This window comes from Halalkalicoccus sp. CG83 (assembly GCF_037081715.1).
Lineage (GTDB): Archaea > Halobacteriota > Halobacteria > Halobacteriales > Halalkalicoccaceae > Halalkalicoccus > Halalkalicoccus ordinarius.
Map to the genome: position 1 here is coordinate 570,132 of NZ_JAZDDH010000002.1, position 16,566 is coordinate 586,697.

Annotated in this window: 14 protein-coding genes and 1 pseudogene; 7 read left to right on the forward strand and 8 right to left on the reverse strand. The window is 68.0% G+C overall.

Features of this window, described 5'->3' with window-relative positions; translation table 11 throughout:
• Positions 1-5: 5 nt before the first annotated feature.
• Complete coding sequence (locus V0Z78_RS16585) at positions 6-1,148, reverse strand: iron transporter (protein ID WP_336345781.1); 1,143 nt, start codon at positions 1,146-1,148, stop codon at positions 6-8.
• A gap of 39 nt (positions 1,149-1,187) precedes the next feature.
• Complete coding sequence (locus V0Z78_RS16590; RefSeq protein ID WP_336345782.1) at positions 1,188-2,582, reverse strand: hypothetical protein; 1,395 nt, start codon at positions 2,580-2,582, stop codon at positions 1,188-1,190.
• 96 nt (positions 2,583-2,678) lie between these two features.
• On the opposite strand from V0Z78_RS16590, the gene V0Z78_RS16595 reads away from it, so the two are divergent.
• The 4 genes from V0Z78_RS16595 (at position 2,679) to V0Z78_RS16610 (ending at position 5,503) form a co-directional block, all read left to right on the forward strand.
• A complete protein-coding gene (locus V0Z78_RS16595) occupies positions 2,679-2,852 on the forward strand; it encodes a protein translocase SEC61 complex subunit gamma (RefSeq protein ID WP_336345783.1) in 174 nt (57 codons plus the stop codon).
• A gap of 1 nt (position 2,853) precedes the next feature.
• Entirely contained in the window at positions 2,854-3,291 is a 438-nt protein-coding gene (locus tag V0Z78_RS16600) for a transcription elongation factor Spt5 (RefSeq protein ID WP_336345784.1), read from the forward strand.
• 307 nt (positions 3,292-3,598) lie between these two features.
• Positions 3,599-4,741, forward strand: a complete 1,143-nt coding sequence (locus V0Z78_RS16605; RefSeq protein WP_336345785.1) for a thiolase family protein — start codon at positions 3,599-3,601, stop codon at positions 4,739-4,741.
• A 270-nt stretch (positions 4,742-5,011) separates the two neighbouring features.
• Positions 5,012-5,503 (forward strand): MOSC domain-containing protein, encoded by a 492-nt coding sequence (locus V0Z78_RS16610; RefSeq protein ID WP_336345786.1) that lies wholly within the window; start codon positions 5,012-5,014, stop codon positions 5,501-5,503.
• Between the two features lie 70 nt (positions 5,504-5,573).
• Here V0Z78_RS16610 and V0Z78_RS16615 read toward each other — a convergent pair.
• The 5 genes and pseudogenes from V0Z78_RS16615 to V0Z78_RS16635 form a co-directional block, all read right to left on the reverse strand.
• Positions 5,574-5,834: pseudogene (locus tag V0Z78_RS16615) on the reverse strand (PLP-dependent transferase); the annotation flags it as partial.
• Positions 5,835-5,839: 5 nt separating this feature from the next.
• A complete protein-coding gene (locus V0Z78_RS16620; protein ID WP_336345787.1) occupies positions 5,840-7,525 on the reverse strand; it encodes a thiamine pyrophosphate-binding protein in 1,686 nt (561 codons plus the stop codon).
• The gene (locus V0Z78_RS16625) at positions 7,522-9,573 is read right to left on the reverse strand and encodes a TRAP transporter permease (protein WP_336345788.1); all 2,052 of its coding nucleotides are present in this window, start codon (positions 9,571-9,573) and stop codon (positions 7,522-7,524) included. The genes V0Z78_RS16620 and V0Z78_RS16625 overlap by 4 nt, the downstream gene beginning before the upstream one ends.
• A 4-nt stretch (positions 9,574-9,577) precedes the next feature.
• Entirely contained in the window at positions 9,578-10,633 is a 1,056-nt protein-coding gene (locus V0Z78_RS16630; protein WP_336345789.1) for a TAXI family TRAP transporter solute-binding subunit, read from the reverse strand.
• Positions 10,634-10,745: 112 nt separating this feature from the next.
• Positions 10,746-11,855 carry a phosphotransferase family protein gene (locus V0Z78_RS16635; protein ID WP_336345790.1) on the reverse strand — a complete coding sequence of 370 codons (1,110 nt, stop codon included), beginning with the start codon at positions 11,853-11,855 and terminating at the stop codon, positions 10,746-10,748.
• A gap of 266 nt (positions 11,856-12,121) precedes the next feature.
• On the opposite strand from V0Z78_RS16635, the gene V0Z78_RS16640 reads away from it, so the two are divergent.
• Both V0Z78_RS16640 and V0Z78_RS16645 read left to right on the forward strand, forming a co-directional pair.
• Positions 12,122-12,889, forward strand: coding sequence for an SDR family NAD(P)-dependent oxidoreductase (locus V0Z78_RS16640; protein ID WP_336345791.1), 768 nt, complete (start codon positions 12,122-12,124; stop codon positions 12,887-12,889).
• Positions 12,890-12,891: 2 nt separating this feature from the next.
• Positions 12,892-13,689, forward strand: coding sequence for an N-acyl homoserine lactonase family protein (locus V0Z78_RS16645; protein ID WP_336345792.1), 798 nt, complete (start codon positions 12,892-12,894; stop codon positions 13,687-13,689).
• On the opposite strand, the gene V0Z78_RS16650 is transcribed toward V0Z78_RS16645, so the two are convergent.
• Positions 13,682-14,452, reverse strand: a complete 771-nt coding sequence (locus V0Z78_RS16650; protein WP_336345793.1) for an SDR family NAD(P)-dependent oxidoreductase — start codon at positions 14,450-14,452, stop codon at positions 13,682-13,684. The two genes, V0Z78_RS16645 and V0Z78_RS16650, sit on opposite strands and share 8 nt — an antisense overlap.
• A 119-nt stretch (positions 14,453-14,571) precedes the next feature.
• Here V0Z78_RS16650 and V0Z78_RS16655 point away from each other — a divergent pair, with 119 nt between their 5' ends.
• Positions 14,572-16,566 carry a 3-hydroxyacyl-CoA dehydrogenase/enoyl-CoA hydratase family protein gene (locus V0Z78_RS16655; RefSeq protein WP_336345794.1) on the forward strand — a complete coding sequence of 665 codons (1,995 nt, stop codon included), beginning with the start codon at positions 14,572-14,574 and terminating at the stop codon, positions 16,564-16,566.

Consider the following 16,566-nt stretch of genomic DNA (forward strand, 5'->3'; position numbering starts at 1 on the left):
CCTCTCTATTCGACGGTCAGCTCGATCGACGGCATCTCCATGAACGCGGTCTCGTAGCCGTCGTGACGGGCGGCCTGGGGCACCGACTCGATCCCGATCGTCAGCTCGTCGCCAGGCCGTAGTTCTCCGATCTCCGTCGTCCCGTAGTGAAAGCCGACTTCGGGGTCGAGCGTGCTCTCTAGCGGGCCCTCGAACGCCCTTTCGCCGTCGCGTTCGACCGTCGCCGACAGCGACATCAGCGGGAGCATCGTCCGGTTCTCCGGGGTCCGCGGGGAGACCACCAGGTGAACGCCCCCGCCGAAGCGATCGTCCTCGAGAGCGGCGACGACGAACGCCGCACTGCCGCTCTCGCCGGTCCCGACGACCCTGCCCGGGAACGCCTCGGCGGGCGGGACGGTGGGCGCCGGCAGCCGGTGGCCCTGGCCGTCGTCGTGGTCGCCACCCTTGCCGCCGTGATCGCCGCCGCTTCCGTGTCCGCCGTCACCGTTCTCGAAGTGGTCCATGAGTTCGAGTTCGCCCGGTCGGCCCCGGCGCTCCTCGTCGATCGTCGAGAACTCCAGATCGTAGACGTCGTCGCTCGCGTACTCGAACTCGATATCCACGGTGGCGGGCTCCTCGAACCGTCCCTCCAGGTCGCCGACGAGGCGGGCGTCCGGGGGGCTGATCCGCAGCGTGGCGACGTACGTTCCGTCCTCGTCGATTCCGAGGTTGTCGCCGTAGTGAAAGCCCATGCGTTGGGCGAGCATCGGCCAGAGCTGGCCGTCGTACGGCGTTCCGTTCTCGCCCTCGAGTGACATCCGGACGTCGGTCGGGACGACCGTCCCCGTCTCGACGTCGTGGACGCTCGCCATCAGGTGGAGCGAGTCCTCGTCGCCGATCTCGACCCTGTTGGTCTCCCGGCCGGTGATGGTCCAGAACCGGTGGGGGAAGGTGTAGGTCAGGGCGACGCCGTACCCGTCGACCTCGGCGACGCCGTACGTTCCCATCTCCTCGGTCGATCCGGGGACGTAGACGCCGTCGGGGCGGTCCTCGACCATCGGCGGATCGCGCCACGCCGACTGGGTCTCGAAGCCCAGTGCGTCGAGACAGCCCGCGAGACCGACCGTGCCGAGGGCGCCGCCGGCGCGGAGTAGCTCACGGCGGTGCATCGTTCGCGACTCGGGGACTCGGAGGAATAGCGCTTCCGTTTAGCCCACGAACGCGGCATCGGCCGTCGGCATCGACACCAGCCAGAGGCTCGCCATCGTGTAGAGGACCATCACGGCGACGAACGGGTACTGGCTGCGGATCGCCTGCAGCCGGCCGGGGAACACGTCGAAGGAGATCGCGTGGGCCGCCCAGACCGCGAGCAGGTGACCCGCGAGGATGAACGCGACGTCGAGCAGGCCGAACCAGACGGGCAGCACGAGGGTCAGCGGCGGCAGCGGCGGCGACAGCGGCGACGCGAGCGCCAGTGCCAGCGACGGGCTGAGCGAGACGAAGAACGTGAAGAAGTGCGCGAGGTGGTAGCCCGCTGCGATCGCCAGAAGCGGCGGCGCGAAACGGATCGCCAGCCATTCGGCGGTGACGTAGGTCTCGGCCAGCCGTTTGGCGTACCGCGTCGCGAGCCAGTAGCTCCCGAGGAAGAGCCCGTAACCGGCGAGCAGCAGGCCGAGGTAGACCGCGAGCGGCGGGAGGCCGACGCCGACGAGCGTCTCGACGGTCGCGATCCCCGGCGGCGTGACGATGAAGGCGCTGTAGGTGAGCTCCCAGACCAGCAACAGGACGAACGCGACGCCGTCGAGTCCCTCGATCGGGCCGGCGTCGCGGAGCCTCGCGCCCGGCAGGACGACCTCGAACCCCTCGGACGTCCGCTGGATCGGAGCGACCGCGCCGAAGAACCGGAACAGCACCGAGACCGGATCACAGTAGGTGAACCACGTACGAGGCGAGAACACGACCGCGCCCGCGAGGGTGTAGACGCCGTAGGCCAGCGCCGCGATCGCCAGCACCGTCGGGGCCGTGTTGACGGGGACGACGATCTCGACCCAGAGGACGACGAGCAGGCCACAGACGGCGGGCCAGATCCCGAACCGCTCGGGGTACTCGACGACCCCCGAGGGGAGGACGCGCGCGAGCGTCCGCCAGGGATCGATCGCGGGCCAGGGGTTCGCGAGGAGATAGGCGACCATCACCAGTCCGGCCCGTCCCCCGACGAAGACGACCAGCACCGCGAGGTTCGCGTTCGCGAGTCTCGGTCCCGTGAAGCCGGTGTAGACGATCAGTCCCAACAGCGCCACGGCGAGCGCGCCCGTCGCGATGCGGAGCCGTCGCATCGTGGCGGACCGGATCGACACCTCGTAGGACTCGCGGTGGAGGCGGTCGACCCAGCGTCGATCGGTGACGAACATCGCGAGCAGCGCCGACGCGCCAACCGCGGCCCCGCCGGTGAAGAGGTAGAGCCACGTCGGCACCTGGAGGTCCCGTCCCTCGTCCTGGAGTCCGGTCGCGACGTTGCTCGCGCCGGCGGCGTCCGAGAGGACGGCCAGCAGGGCACACGCGCCGAGCAGTATCGCGAGAGAACGGACGGATCGTCGCGCCATCCTCGGGCGGTCCGTGCCGGAGGTGCCTCTACCTGTCGGATCGCGGTGGCGTGAGCCAATAGATAGAAAACCCCTCCTCCCCTATCGCCGCGCAGAATGAACGTTCCGTACGATCTCACCTCCTACGTCCGCGTCCTGAAGTTCGCCACCACGCCCGAGTGGGAGGAGTTCTCCCGCATCGCCCTGATCGCCGGCGCCGGCATCTTCCTCGTCGGTACCCTCGGGTTCCTCATGTTCGTGCTCATGAGCTACCTCCCCGGTGGACTCTGAGATGGCGGTCTACGCCGTCAAGACGACCGCCAGCCAGGAGCGAACGGTCGCCGACATGATCGCGAACCGCGAACAGCCCGAGATCCACGCGGTGCTCGCGCCCGACTCGCTGACGAGCTACGTGATGGTCGAGGCCGACGACCACGCGATCATCGAGCGCGTGCTCGACGAGATTCCCCACGCGCGATCGATCGTCCCCGGCCAGAGCTCGCTCGCGGAGGTCGAGCACTTCCTCTCGCCGAAACCCGACGTCGAGGGGATCGCCGAGGGCGACATCATCGAGCTGATCGCCGGCCCGTTCAAGGGCGAGAAGGCCCAGGTCCAGCGGATCGACGAGGGCAAGGACCAGGTCACCGTCGAGCTCTACGAGGCGACGGTCCCGATTCCGGTGACGGTGCGCGGCGACCAGATCCGGGTGCTCGATAGCGAGGAACGCTGAGGCGTTCTTCTGGCTCCCGCTCACTTCGTTCGCGAGAACAGCGAGGAACGCTGAGCAAAGCGAAACGGTCCTCGGGAACAGCGAGGAACGGAGCAACCCGCGAGAACACCGGAGAGCGGTAGTCCCTCGAGTCACGCGAACGGGCCGGTAGCCCGCGAACGGACTCCGATCCTACTTTTAATCGTACGGTGGCTGGCCGGGTGAGAGCGCAAACGGCGCCATCGCCGTGGGCCGTGGCGAGTAAACTCGAGTTCCCTCGGTCACGGTTGTGCCGGCGTTTAAGGTACCGAGGAACGAAATGGGGACAATGTCTCCCGATACCACTCCCGTGATCGCACAGGCGCTTCGGACCCCCCAGGGGAAGGAGGGCGGCGCACTCGCCGACGTCCGCAGCGAGGACCTCTCGATCCCGCTGATCGACGAGATCCTCGCCGAGACCGGACTCGGAAGCGACGCGATCGACGACCTGATGTGGGGCTGTGCCCAGCAGCGCGGCGAGCAGGACAACAACGTCGCACGCGTCATCGCGCTGCTCTCCGAACTGGGCGAGGGGACGCCGGCGACGACGATCAACCGTTGGTGTGCCTCCTCGATGCAGGCGATCATCTCCGCCAGCGACGCGATCCGCGCGGGCCAGCGTGACGCCATCATCGCCGGCGGCGTCGAGTCGATGAGCCGCGTCCCCAAGGACGGCCAGTCCTACGAACACCTCCACCCGGGGCTCGCGGAGCACTACGACGTCCCCGACCTCCAGATGGGCATGACCGCCGAGACCGTCGCCGAGGAGTTCGACGTCTCGCGCGAGGACCAGGACGAGTACGCCCTGCGGAGCCACCGGCGCGCGGCGGAGGCGACCGACGAGGGGCGCTTCGACGACCAGATCGTCCCCATCGAGACCGAGGACGGCACCGTGAGCGAGGACGAGGGGATCCGCCGGGACACCTCGATGGAGGCGCTCTCGGAGCTGCCGACGGTGTTCAAGGACGACGGCACCGTCACCCCGGGCAACGCCTCCCAGATCACCGACGGCGCCGCGGCGACGCTGGTGACGAGCCGCGGGTTCGCGGAGGACCACGGTCTCGACGTGCTCGCCGAGATCGGCTCGAACAACGTCGCGGGCGTCGACCCAACGGTGATGGGGATCGGACCGGTCCCCGCGACCGAGGGACTACTCGAGCGAACCGGTCAGGAGATTGACGACTACGACCTGGTCGAGCTCAACGAAGCGTTCGCGAGCCAGACGCTCTACAGCCAGCGCGAACTCGGCGTTCCCGACGAGAAGTTCAACGTCAACGGCGGAGCGATCGCGCTGGGCCATCCGCTCGGCGCGAGCGGCGCGCGCCTGCCGGTGACGCTGGTCCACGAGCTCATCGAGCGCGATGCCGACCGGGGACTCGCGACGCTCTGTGTCGGCTTCGGCCAGGGTGCGGCGATCGAGCTCTCGCGGTAGGGCGCGGTTCGGACGTCCGTTCGCTCTTTTTTCGAGAGTGAGAGTTTCCGGCACCCCTTCGACGGTGCGAGGACCCGTTCCTTCGGGCGAGCCTGAATCGTCGGCTCCGTCGCTGCGAATCGCCGGAGCACACACCCCGTCGGGAACTCCCGCCTCTTCGACGCCCCAAGCGAAACGGCCGTTGGGAAGTTCGTGCGGACGTACCGCCGAGTCGTTCCGAGCGATACCCGACACACGAGCGTTTATGCCCCGTCGAACGGCATAGCTCGTATGACCGGGAGCGGCACCGTCGAACGGGTTTTCATCGCACCTGACGCCGAAGCGGAGATGGAGGAACGGACCGACGTCGAAGCGATCGCCAGGAAGGGACTCCGAGGTGATCGCTACTTCAGCGAGATCGAGAGAGGAACCTTCGTCGAGTGGGAGTCGGACGAGGAACGCCACAACGGGTACGACCTCACCTTGATCGAACAGGAGGCCGTGACGGCGATCGAACGCGAATCGGGAATCGAACTCGCACCGGGAGCGCACCGACGGAACGTCGAAACCCGCGACGTCGCACTCAATCATCTCGTCGGACGACGATTCCGGGTCGGTGACGCCGTCTGTCGAGGGAATCGATTGTGTGAACCGTGTAACCACCTTCAGCGCCTCACTCAGGACGGCGTACTGCAGGCGCTCGTTCACCGAGGAGGGCTCCGAGCGGACGTTCTCGAAGACGGGACGATTCGCCCCGGAGACGTCATCGAGCCGCTCGAATAATCCACACTCTTTCGTTCGGAACGGCCTCGCATTCCCGTTTGCGGATCGAGATAGCGGGGAAGAAAGGGACCGGTAGTGCCGTCCGGACGTCCTCACAGAGATCGTCGACGTGTTCGATGCCGACCGACAGTCGGACCAGGGTCTCGGGAACGTCCGCGGTAGCCGATCCGTGGCTGCCCTCCTCGGAGACCATCAGCGACAGCACCTCGACGAGGCTCTCGACGCCGCCGAGGCTGGCCCCCGGAGTGAACGTCTCGAGGCCATCGATGAACGATTCGAGTTCGACGGCACGCCCGTCGAACTCGAAGGAGAGCATCCCACTGTACCCCGTGCTTGTCAGTCGTGGACCAGCACGTCCAGCACGGTCGGTCCGTCGCTCTCGAGCGCGTCCTCGAACGCGGGGACGATCCCGTCGGGCGTCTCGACCAGCCGACCCTCGGCGCCGTGGCTCTCGGCGTTGGCCGGGATGTCCACCGGCGGCTCGAAGTCCATCCCGACGTACTCGTGGTCGGCGTCGCTACCGCCGAACAGCTTGATCGTGTTGTCCTTCAGGATTCGGTAGTTGCGGTTGTCGGAGACCACGACCGTCACGTCGATCCCGTGGCGTGCCGCCGTGTGGAGCGCGTGGGGGTAGTAGAGGTAGGAGCCGTCGCCAACGAAGCCGAGAACCTCCCGAGAATCCTCGCGCTGGCCCTCGGCAACGGCCGCACCGATCGCCGCCGGGAGCCCGTAGCCGAGACCGCCTCCCTTGTTCGAGATCATCCCCTCGGCTTCGAGCGGCCACCGGTTCAACAGCGCGTACTTCGACGTGACTCCCTCGTCGACGACGTAGGCGTCGGAGGCGACCTCGCGAAGCCGGTCGACGAGTTCGGCCTTCGAGGCGCGCGGGTCGTCCTCCGCGTCGCCCGTCCCGATCGACTGTAGTGTCGAGGCGATCGACTCGCGGAACTCCCCGACGCGCTCGATCCGCGTGGCGCGGGTTCGCTCGTCGAGCACCCCTTCGACGCGCTCGGCCAGTTCGGCCATGATCTCGCCGGGATCGCCCAGTACGGCGGCGTCGGCGGGCTGGTGCTTGCCGAGCTCCCAGGCGTCCTGGCCGAGATGAATGCAGGTCGTCTCCCGGCCGACCAGCGGGTTCTCGTGGCGGACGAGCGTCGTGTTGGTCGAACAGCCCGCGAACACCAGCGTGTCGACGTCCATCAGCGACGCGGCTAGTCCCTCGTCGGGCGGGACGTACGACACCCACTGGTCGTGCGCCGTCGGGAAATCGACCTCGCAGGCGAGGATCTCGCCGTGGACGCGGAGGCCGCCGGCCTCGGCCAGCGCCACCGCGGCCTCGACGGCGTCGCGTCCCGCCCGGGCGACGTGATCGCCGACGATCATCGTCGGCTCCTCGGCCTCCGCGAGCAGTCCTGCGGCGCGATCGATCTGTGCCCGATCGCCCCGACCGGCAGTGGGGATCTCGCCCAGCCGTTCGGGCTCGGCGTCGGTCTCGGCCATCATCGTGTCGAGCGGTAGCGCGAGGAAGACCGGACCGGTCGGCGGGGTGAGCGCGACCCGGAAGGCCCGGCGGACCATCGACGGCAGCGCGCTCACGTCGAGCACTTCCGCGCTCCACTTGGTGAACTGCTCGGCCATGCCCACCACGTCGCCCGAGAGGATCGGCTCCTCGTGGCGGAAGTCGGTGCTGTGGTTGCCGGCGGTGACGACCACCGGCGCGCCCGCGACCTTCGCGGCGTAGAGGTTGCCGAGCCCGTGGGCGAGCCCCGGCGCGAGATGCAGGTTCGCCACGCCCACCGGCAGAACGTCCGGGTCGCGGTGGGCGTGGTACCGCCGTGTGCTCGCGTAGCCGCCGGCCATGCCGACGGCGACGTCCTCGTGGAGTCCGAGGACGTACTCCGGTTCGCCGTCGGCGAGCGCCTTCAACACCGGAAGCTCGGTCGTTCCGGGGTTGCCGAAGACGTAGTCGACGCCGTACTCCTCGAGCGCATCGACGAAGCAGTCCGCTCCTGTGTATGTCATGGTTGGTTTCTGGTCGGGATGGGAAGTCGAGAGTCGGTTCCGACGTTCGCGAACGTGAGCAGCAGGAGGACGGCCGCCGCCGCGGCGACCTGGAGGGCGACGTGGACGACCGGCCCGAACATCGCGCCGAAGGCGAGGGCCGCGTACAGCGTTCGATGGGGGTAACCGAGCGCTCGCGAACCGTCGTAGCCGACGGTGGCGACGATGAGCGCGACCGTCCCGACGAGCACGAGCGGGAACGCGAGCAGCGTGGCCGGGAACGACCAGTAGATCAGGCTTCCGTTGGTGACGAACGCGAAGGGGATGACGAAGCCCGGCGCGCCGAGCCGAAGCGACTGGAGACACGAGCGCGTGAAGCTCGTCTCGGCGATCCGCGAGCCGACGGCGACCGAGATCGCCACCGGCGGGGTGATCGCCGAGAGCATCGCGAAGTAGAAGACGAACATGTGGGTGGTGATCTCGGGGACGCCCATCGCGCTCACGCCCGGCGCGACTAGAATCACGACCAGGATGTACGCCGCGGGCGTCGGCATCCCGAGCCCGAAGAGGATGCTCGCGACGCTCGCGAGCAGGAGGACGACCAGCAGGGAGCCGCCGCCGAGGCCGACGATCAGCGTGCTCACGCGCTGGGCGAGGCCCGTCTGGGTCAGCAGTTCGATGATGATCCCCATCGCCGCGAGCACGCCCACCAGCGGGGCCATCTCGACGCCGCCCCGGTGGAGCCCGTCGACGGTCCGTTTGAGCGTCTCGAACGCCGTCTCGCGGGAGGCGCCCTCGACGAGGAGGTCCCGGGCCGGGACGACCAGCACGATCGAGAAGATGGTGTACATGCCGGCCGAGAGCGGCGTGTAGCGAAGCACGACCAGCGTGTACAGCAGCACGCCGAGCGGGATCGTGAAGTGGATCCCCCCCAGCAGGACCCGCGGTTCGAACTCGGTCAGACGCTCGGTCGTCCAGCCGAACTTCAACACCGCGAGGTGGACGCCCACGCCGACGCTGAAGTAGAACAGCGCGGCCGGTATCAGCCCCGCGCGGATGACGTCGACGTAGGGCACCCCGATGATGTCGGCCATGAGGAACGCCGCGACGCCCATCACCGGCGGGAGCATCTGTCCGCCGGCGCTCGCGACGGCCTCGATCGCGGCGGCGAAGTCCGGCCGGACGTCCTGGTCCTTGAGCATCGGGATGGTGAAGCTCCCCGTCGTCGCGGTGTTGGCCGCCGCGCTGCCGGTGATCGAACCCATGATCATGCTCGAGATCACGGCGATCTGGACGATGCCGGTCCGGAGGCTCGAGGCCAGTTCGCGACCCGCCTCGAGCACGAACTCCATCAGCCCGTAGGCCTTCGCGATCCCCGCGAACATGATGAAGATCGCGACCCAGGTCGCGCCGATCCCCATCAGCGTATCGTGGTAGACCCCCGTGAGCCCGATCGCGCCGTCGCGGGCGATCTGCTCCCACGTCATCCCGGTGTGGCGAAGCACGCCGGGCATGCTCGGACCGACCAGCGAGTGGGCGTAGACGATCGCTCCGACGGCGACCGCGGCGATGACGTTCCCGAACGCCCGCCGGGTCGCGTCGATCGCGAGCGCGATCAGGGCGACCCCGACCAGGAGGTCCGTGCTCGTGTAGCCGACGACCGGCGCGTCGTAGAACAGCCGGTCGAAGTTGAGTTCGACGTACGCGGCCGACCCGAGCGCGAGCAGGGCGAGTCCGAGCGCGAGGAACGGGTCGATCCGCCGGACGAGCGAGCGAAGCCCGCCGAGCGCGTCGCCGTCGCCACCGCCGTCGTCATCGATGGTTCCGGGGGCGTCGACGGCGACCCCGTCGATCTCCTCGACGGCCTCGTATCGACCGCGGACGTAGTCCAGATAGAACAGCGCGATCCCCATGCCGACGAAGAGGTTCGAGTACCGCAGCCGGATGAAGAACAACGAGTAGGCGTAGTAGATCGTGTACAGCGTGAAGATCACGCCCAGCAGATAGACCGACGTCCGAAGGACGCTGATCGGGGTCAGCCGCGTCGATACGTTGGACTGGCCCGCCATCCGGTCACCCCTCCCCGCGTTCGAGGTCGTCGCTCCAGACGCCGATCTCCTCGTAGAAGTCGGCCGCAGCGGGGTGGAACGGGACGTCGTCGTAGGGGTTCTCGACCCAGAACCCCGCCTCCTCGAGCCGGCTCAAGAGGGCGTGGTACTCCGACAGCCCCTCGCGGTTCTCGTACAACACGTTGAGGAACTCGTAGACCGTGTCGTAGTCCAGGTCGTTCCGGGAGACGAAGTTGTACGAGAAGGCGATCGACCACACCTCCTCCGGCGCCTCTGCGTCCTCGATCTCCTCGCCGGGGAACGACTCCGCGAGCAGGCGGTCGTCGTCCTCCCACGCCCCGACGACGTCGTCCGGGACGTCGAGCAGCCGCAGATCGACGGTCCCCATCATCTCCTGGAGCCAGCCGGGGACGATCTCGAAGTTGAGATAGGTGCCGACGCCCACGTCGAGACGTCCCTCGCTCATCGCGCTACCCTGCTCGCCGTAGTCCTCGCTCACCCGTTCGTAGTCGTCGACGGCGTAGTCGAGCGCGTGTTCGAGTGCGCTCGCGGTTCCCGATCCTCGCGGGGTCGGCGACACCGTCGTGTCGGCCCCGATGTCGGTGATCGACTCCAGGTCACCGCCCGTACAGAAGAACCACGGCAGGTCGTAGTAGTGGAACACCTGGTTCAGCGTGAAGTCGAGGTCGTCGAACGGCTCGACGCCCTCCCTGATGTCCGCGGCCGACCAGTTCTGGATGTACACCATCTCGGCCTCACCGCTCTGGAGCGCGCCGATGTTCGCCTCGGTCCCGGGGCTGGTCTGGGCCTCGACGAAGATCGAGTCCGTGTTCTCGTTGACCGCCGCCGCCAACCCCTGGTTCGCCGCGTAGGCGGCCGTTGTCGACGTCGCGGTCCGCATCCGGAGCTCCGCGGCGTCCCCGCCGTCTCCGCCGTTCCCGCCCTCGCCGACCGGTTCGGGCTCGTCGTCGCCGATACAGCCCGCCAGCCCGAGCGCGCCGGCGCCGGCCGCGCCGAGGAACCCCCGACGACCGATCCGTTCGCGGGCGTCGTCGATCATGCCGTTCCCCCGTTCGCGCTTCCATCGTCCTCCGCCCCAAGAGAAGTTACCATCGTTAACATGTGTTTCGAGTTCTCATTCATCGTTAATAACTATGGGGGTGACGTCCCGGCTACAACGGCTCCTTCCCGTCGAGGATGCGAACCGCGCGCTCGGCGAGCGCCGGAACGCGTTCCTCCATCAGCGGGTAGAGGGGGTCGTCAGCGTTGCCCTCGAGGTACCGTCTGAGGAACATCTCGCCGAGGCCAGCGAGCTTGTAGACCGCGAGCGCCCGGTAGAACCGGTCGTTCTCGAACGTCATCCCCGTCTCGCGCTCGTAGCGGTCGACGAGTTCCCGCCGGGTAGGATAGCCCTCGCGCTCCATGAACCGTGCGGTCAGCTCGGACATCGCGGGCTCTGGGTCCTTCGGGTCTCGCCAGTAGGAGAGCGTCCAGCCCAGGTCGACGAGGGGGTCGCCCAGCGCGCTCATCTCCCAGTCGAAGACGGCGACGAGCTCCGGCGGCGACCGGTTCGTCGGACCGTCGTCCCCCCGATCCGGTGCGGCTCCGGGCGCGAACGAGACGTTGTCGAGCTTGTAGTCGCCGTGGACGAGGGTGTGGGGGTACTCCTCGGGAACGTTCGCCTCGAGCCACTCGCCGACCCGATCCAGCTCCGGCACCTCGCGTACCTCGTTCGTCACCTCGGACGCCCACTCCAGCTGGCGGCCCCAGCGTTCGACCTGGCGTTCGGTGAAGCCCGCGGGCCGGCCGAACCCGTCGAGACCGACCGCCTCGTGGTCGACTCCGTGGATCGCCGCGAGGGTGTCGACCAGCTCCTCGCCGATCCGCTCGCGGTGGGCCGGCTCCGCGAACCGCTCGGGCTCCTCGTCTCTGAGGACGGTCCCCTCGACGCGTTCCATGAGGTAGAAGTCACTGCCCAGCACGTCGTGGTCCTCGCAGGCCAGCACGGTCGTCGGCATCGGCACCTCGGTGTTCTGGAGGGCGTCCATCACGCGGTACTCGCGCAGCACGTCGTGTGCGGTGTCGGCGGTCTCGCCCGGCGGCGGCCGGCGGAGCACCAGCTCTCGCTCACCCCACGTCAGAAACAGCGTCTCGTTGGAGTGGCCCTCGGCGTGGCGCTGGATCGAGAACTCGTCGGTCGGCCCCAGTTCCTCCTCAAGGTACGACCGCAGCGCCTCCTCGTCCACCAGTCGGCGGAAGTACTCCTCGCTGACGTCCGTCATGCTCCTACGCACCGCACCATCGTACGAATAGCTGTGGGTATTATATACCTTCGTACGAGATACAGTCGATTTGATTTACAATGTAGCCAAATTTCGGGTGGCTGCGGGTAACGGAACCGATCCGAGAGGACGGTCGGACGGCTTCCGGTGGTCGCAGGTCCCTGTCGAGTGCCCTCGACGGTCGTCCCTGAACGTTTATTAACGACGGGCGGGAAGGTGACGACTGTATTAACGATGGTAAGAAGAGATCCGACACGGGGACGACGATGACGGACCGATTCGGCATCGACGGCCGGGTGACGATCGTAACCGGCGGGTCGAGCGGGATTGGCCGGGCGATCGCCGAACGGTTCGCCGACGAGGGCGCGAAGGTGGTCGTCTGCTCGCGCGAGCAGGAGAACGTCGATCCGGTCGCCGAGGGGATCCGGGAGGCGGGCGGCGAGGCGCTCGCCGTCGAGTGCGACATCACGGACCGGGAGGCGGTCGAGGCGCTGGTCGAGGCCACGGTCGAGGAGTTCGGCTCGGTCGACACGCTCGTCAACAACGCGGGCGCGAGCTTCATGGCCGGGTTCGACGACATCTCGGAGAACGGCTGGGAGACGATCGTCGACATCAACCTCACCGGCACCTACCACTGTACCCAGGCCGCCGGCGAACACCTGAAGGACGGCGGCGGGACGGTGATCAACCTCGCGTCGGTGGCGGGCCAGCGGGGGTCGCCGTACATGAGCCACTACGGGGCGGCGAAGGCGGGCGTGATCAACCTCACGACGACGCTTTCGGCCGAGTGGGCCGGCGACGACGTCAGAGTGAACTGCATCGCGCCGGGGTTCGTCGCGACGCCCGGCGTCGAGTCCCAGATGGGCGTCTCCGCGGAGAACGTCGATCGGACCGAGGTCGAACGCCGGATCGGCCGCTCCGAGGAGATCGCCGACGTCGCGCAGTTCCTCGCCAGTCCCGCCTCCTCGTACGTCGTCGGCGAGACGATCACCGCCGGCGGCGTCCCGCGGGTCGAGGAGAGCCCCGAGGTCTGACGATGGTCGACCTCGAACTGACCCCCGTCGAACGAGGACACATCCGGACCGACGTCAACCACATTATCGAGGGGTACCGGATGGGTTCCGCGAGCGAGCCGAACCCCGAGACGCCGATGGACGAGGGTCCCGTCTACAACCTCGTGATCGAGCACCCCGAGGCGACGATCCTCTGGGACACCGGCTCGCACCCCGAGGCCGGCGAGGGCCACTGGCCCGATCCGCTGTACGACGCCTTCGAACACTACGATGCCGACGAGCACCCGCTCGATGTTGCCCTCGAGCGTGTGGGCTACTCGATCGAGGAGATCGACGCGGTGATCCAGTCGCATCTGCATCTCGATCACGCGGGCGGCCTCCACGAGTTCGCCGGGACGGACGTGCCGATCTACGTCCACGAGGAGGAGCTCAAGTTCGCCTACTACAGCGCGAAGAGCGACGCCGGCAGCACCGCGTACGTCGCGGCCGACTTCGATCACGACCTGAACTGGCGAGTGGTCCACCGCGATCGCGAGACGCCCTTCAAGGGGATCGAACTCCGCCGCCTGCCCGGGCACACACCCGGTCTGCTGGGGACGGATCTCGACGCCGACGACGGCCGGGTGCTCGTCATCGGCGATCAGGCCTACATGCGCGCGAACTACGACGAGGAACGGCCCCTCGGCGCGGGGCTGCTCTGGAGCAGGCGCGACTGGTACGAGAGCCTCCGGACGGCCAAGGAGATCGAGCGCCGCGAGGGCGCGACGGTGATCTGCGGGCACGACCCCGAGGACCTCGCTCGCCTCGAGGAGCTCAGCTGATCGAGTAGCCGCCGTCGAGCACCAATCCATGGCCGGTGACGTAGCTCGCCTCGTCGCTCGCGAGGTAGGCGATCGCGTCGGCGACCTCCTCCGGCCTCCCGAGGCGTTTCAGCGGGTACTGGGCCTCCATCCGCTTTCTCGCCTTCTCGGGATCGTCCTGCTGTGCGAAGAACGCCTCGCCCAGCGCGGTCTCGATGAAGCCGGGACAGACCGCGTTCGCGCGCACGCCGTAGGGGCCCGCCTCCGCGGCGACGGTGCGCGTGAAGTTGAGCACGGCGCCCTTCGTGAGGGTGTAGACCGCCTGTTTGGGCAGGCCGATCATCCCCCCGAGCGAGGCTACATTGACGATCGCGCCCGATCCCTGCTCCTTCATGATCGGTAGCACCGCCCGACAGCCGTTCCAGACGCCCCTGCAGTTGACGTCGATCACCCGGTCGAACACGTCGGGATCCGTCTCCTCGATCGACGCCGCCTCGTGGCCGATCCCAGCGTTGTTCACGAGGACGTCGAGGCCCCGGTCGGCCACGACCTTCTCGACCACTTCTTCGAACCTCCCGGCGTCGGAGACGTCGAGCCTGCGGAACTCGGCGTCCCCGCCCGTCTCCTCGATCAGCTCGACGGTCCCCTCGCCGCCCTCGCGGTCGACGTCGGTCACGACCACGTGAGCCCCTTCCCTGGCGAGCCGTTCGGCGGTCGCCCGGCCGATCCCGGCCGCCGCCCCGGTCACCACCGCGGTCCGGTCCTCGAATCGCGTTCGAGCCATGGTTACCAACGACCACAATACTCGAACAGATAAATACCGTCGTTGACGGTAATCGGTCTGTAGATAACGATGATAAAGACCGTCGGTGGAGTTAAGTCGGTCGTGGTGGATCCGCAAGCATGAACGTCGAGGAGATCGACCGCGTCGCGGTGCTCGGTGCGGGGAACATGGGCCACGGGATCACGGAGGTCGTCGCCATCGCCGGCTACGACGTGACGATGCGCGACGTCGAGCGGGAGCTCGTCGAGGACGGCTACGCCTCGATCGAGTGGAGCCTCGAGAAGCTCGCCGAGAAGGGACTCGTCGACGAGTCCTCCGAGACGGTGCTCGAACGGATCGACACCGCGGTCGACCTCGAGACCGCCGTGAACGACGCCGACCTCGTGATCGAGGCGGCGCCCGAGCGGATGGAGCTCAAGCGCGAGATCTTCACGGATCTCGACGAGTTCACACCCAGCGAGTCGATCCTCGCGTCGAACACCTCCTCGCTGTCGATCACCGAGATCGCGAGCGCGACCGACCGCCCCGAGCAGGTCGTCGGGACCCACTTCTTCAACCCGCCGGTGAAGATGGACCTCGTTGAGGTGATCTACGGGGCGGAGACGACCGACGAGACCGCCGAGACCGCCCACGGGTTCGTCGAGTCGATCGGCAAGACGCCGATCTACGTCCGCAAGGACGTCAACGGCTTCGTCGTCAACAGCGTGCTCGGCCCGTTCGGCGACGAGGCCGGCTGGATGGTCTCGGAGGGGCTCTACGACGTCCGGGAGGTCGACGCCGCGATGGTCCACCAGCGCGGGTATCCGATGGGCCCGTTCGAGCTCGCGGACCTCACCGGCATCGACATCGGCTATCACGTCCGCAAGGAAGCCGGCAAGGAGGTCCCGCCGATCGTCGAGGAGAAGGTCGAGGCCGAGGAGCTCGGCCGGAAGACGGGCAGGGGCTATTACGAGTACGAGGACGGAGAGGCGTCGGAGACGTCTCAGGCAGACGGCGAAGCCGTCGACGGCGACGGCCCCGACTACGAGCCCGGACAGGGCGAGGACGTCGACACGCTGCGCATCGAGGCCCGAATGATCAACGAGGCCGCGAAACTGATCGGGAACGACGTCGCGACCGCCGAGGCGATCGACACCGGCCTCCGGCTGGGGGCGGGCTTCCCCGAGGGGCCCTGCCGGCGTGCCGACGAGCTCGGGCTCGATACGGTGCTCGAGAAGCTCGAGTCGCTGTTCGAGGAGTACGGCGCCGAGCGCTACGAGCCCGCCGACCACCTCCGGAAGCTCGTCGAATCGGGCCGAACGGGCGAGGACGCGGGCGCCGGCTTCTACGACTACGGCTCGGGCGCAGAGCGCGACTACACGACGCTGACCCACACGCTGGAGGACGGACTGCTCGAGATCGAGCTCGACCGCCCCGAACGGTTGAACGCGCTCGATCAGGACCTGATGGACGAGATCGTCAACCTGCTCGAGAACGCCGATCTCGACGAAGTCCGGGCGGTCACCTTCGAGGGGGCGGGCGACCGGGCGTTCTGTGCCGGCGCGGACGTCTCGGGCTTCGCGGGGATCGAGCCCCACGAGAAGGAGGTGACGCAGGTGTTCGAGACGGTCGCGCAGTTCCCCCGGCCCACGCTCGCGAAGGTCGACGGCTACTGTCTGGGCGGCGGGCTCGAACTGGCGCTCGCCTGCGACCTGCGGGTCGCCACCGAGGGCTCACGGTTCGGGTTCCCCGAGATCGATCTCGGACTGATTCCGGGCGGTGGGGGTACCCAGCGGACGATCAGGATGCTGAGCGAGGCCCGCGCGAAGGAGCTGGTCTTCCGAGGGGAGCACGTCGACGCCGAACGCGCCGAGAACTGGGGGCTGATCAACCGCGCCGTCTCCGAGGACGAGTTCGACGACGTCGTCGAGGAGTTCGTTGACGACCTCGTCTCGGGTCCGCCGATCGCGCTCCGGAAGGCCAAGCGGGTGATGAACGAGGGGCGCGACCAGGACCTCTCCGCGGGCCTGGAGATGGAGGCACAGGCGTTCGGTCTCCTCCTGGGGACCGAGGACGCTTCGGAGGGGGCCGCCGCGTTCTCCGAGAACCGCGAGCCCGAGTTCCGGGGGGAGTGA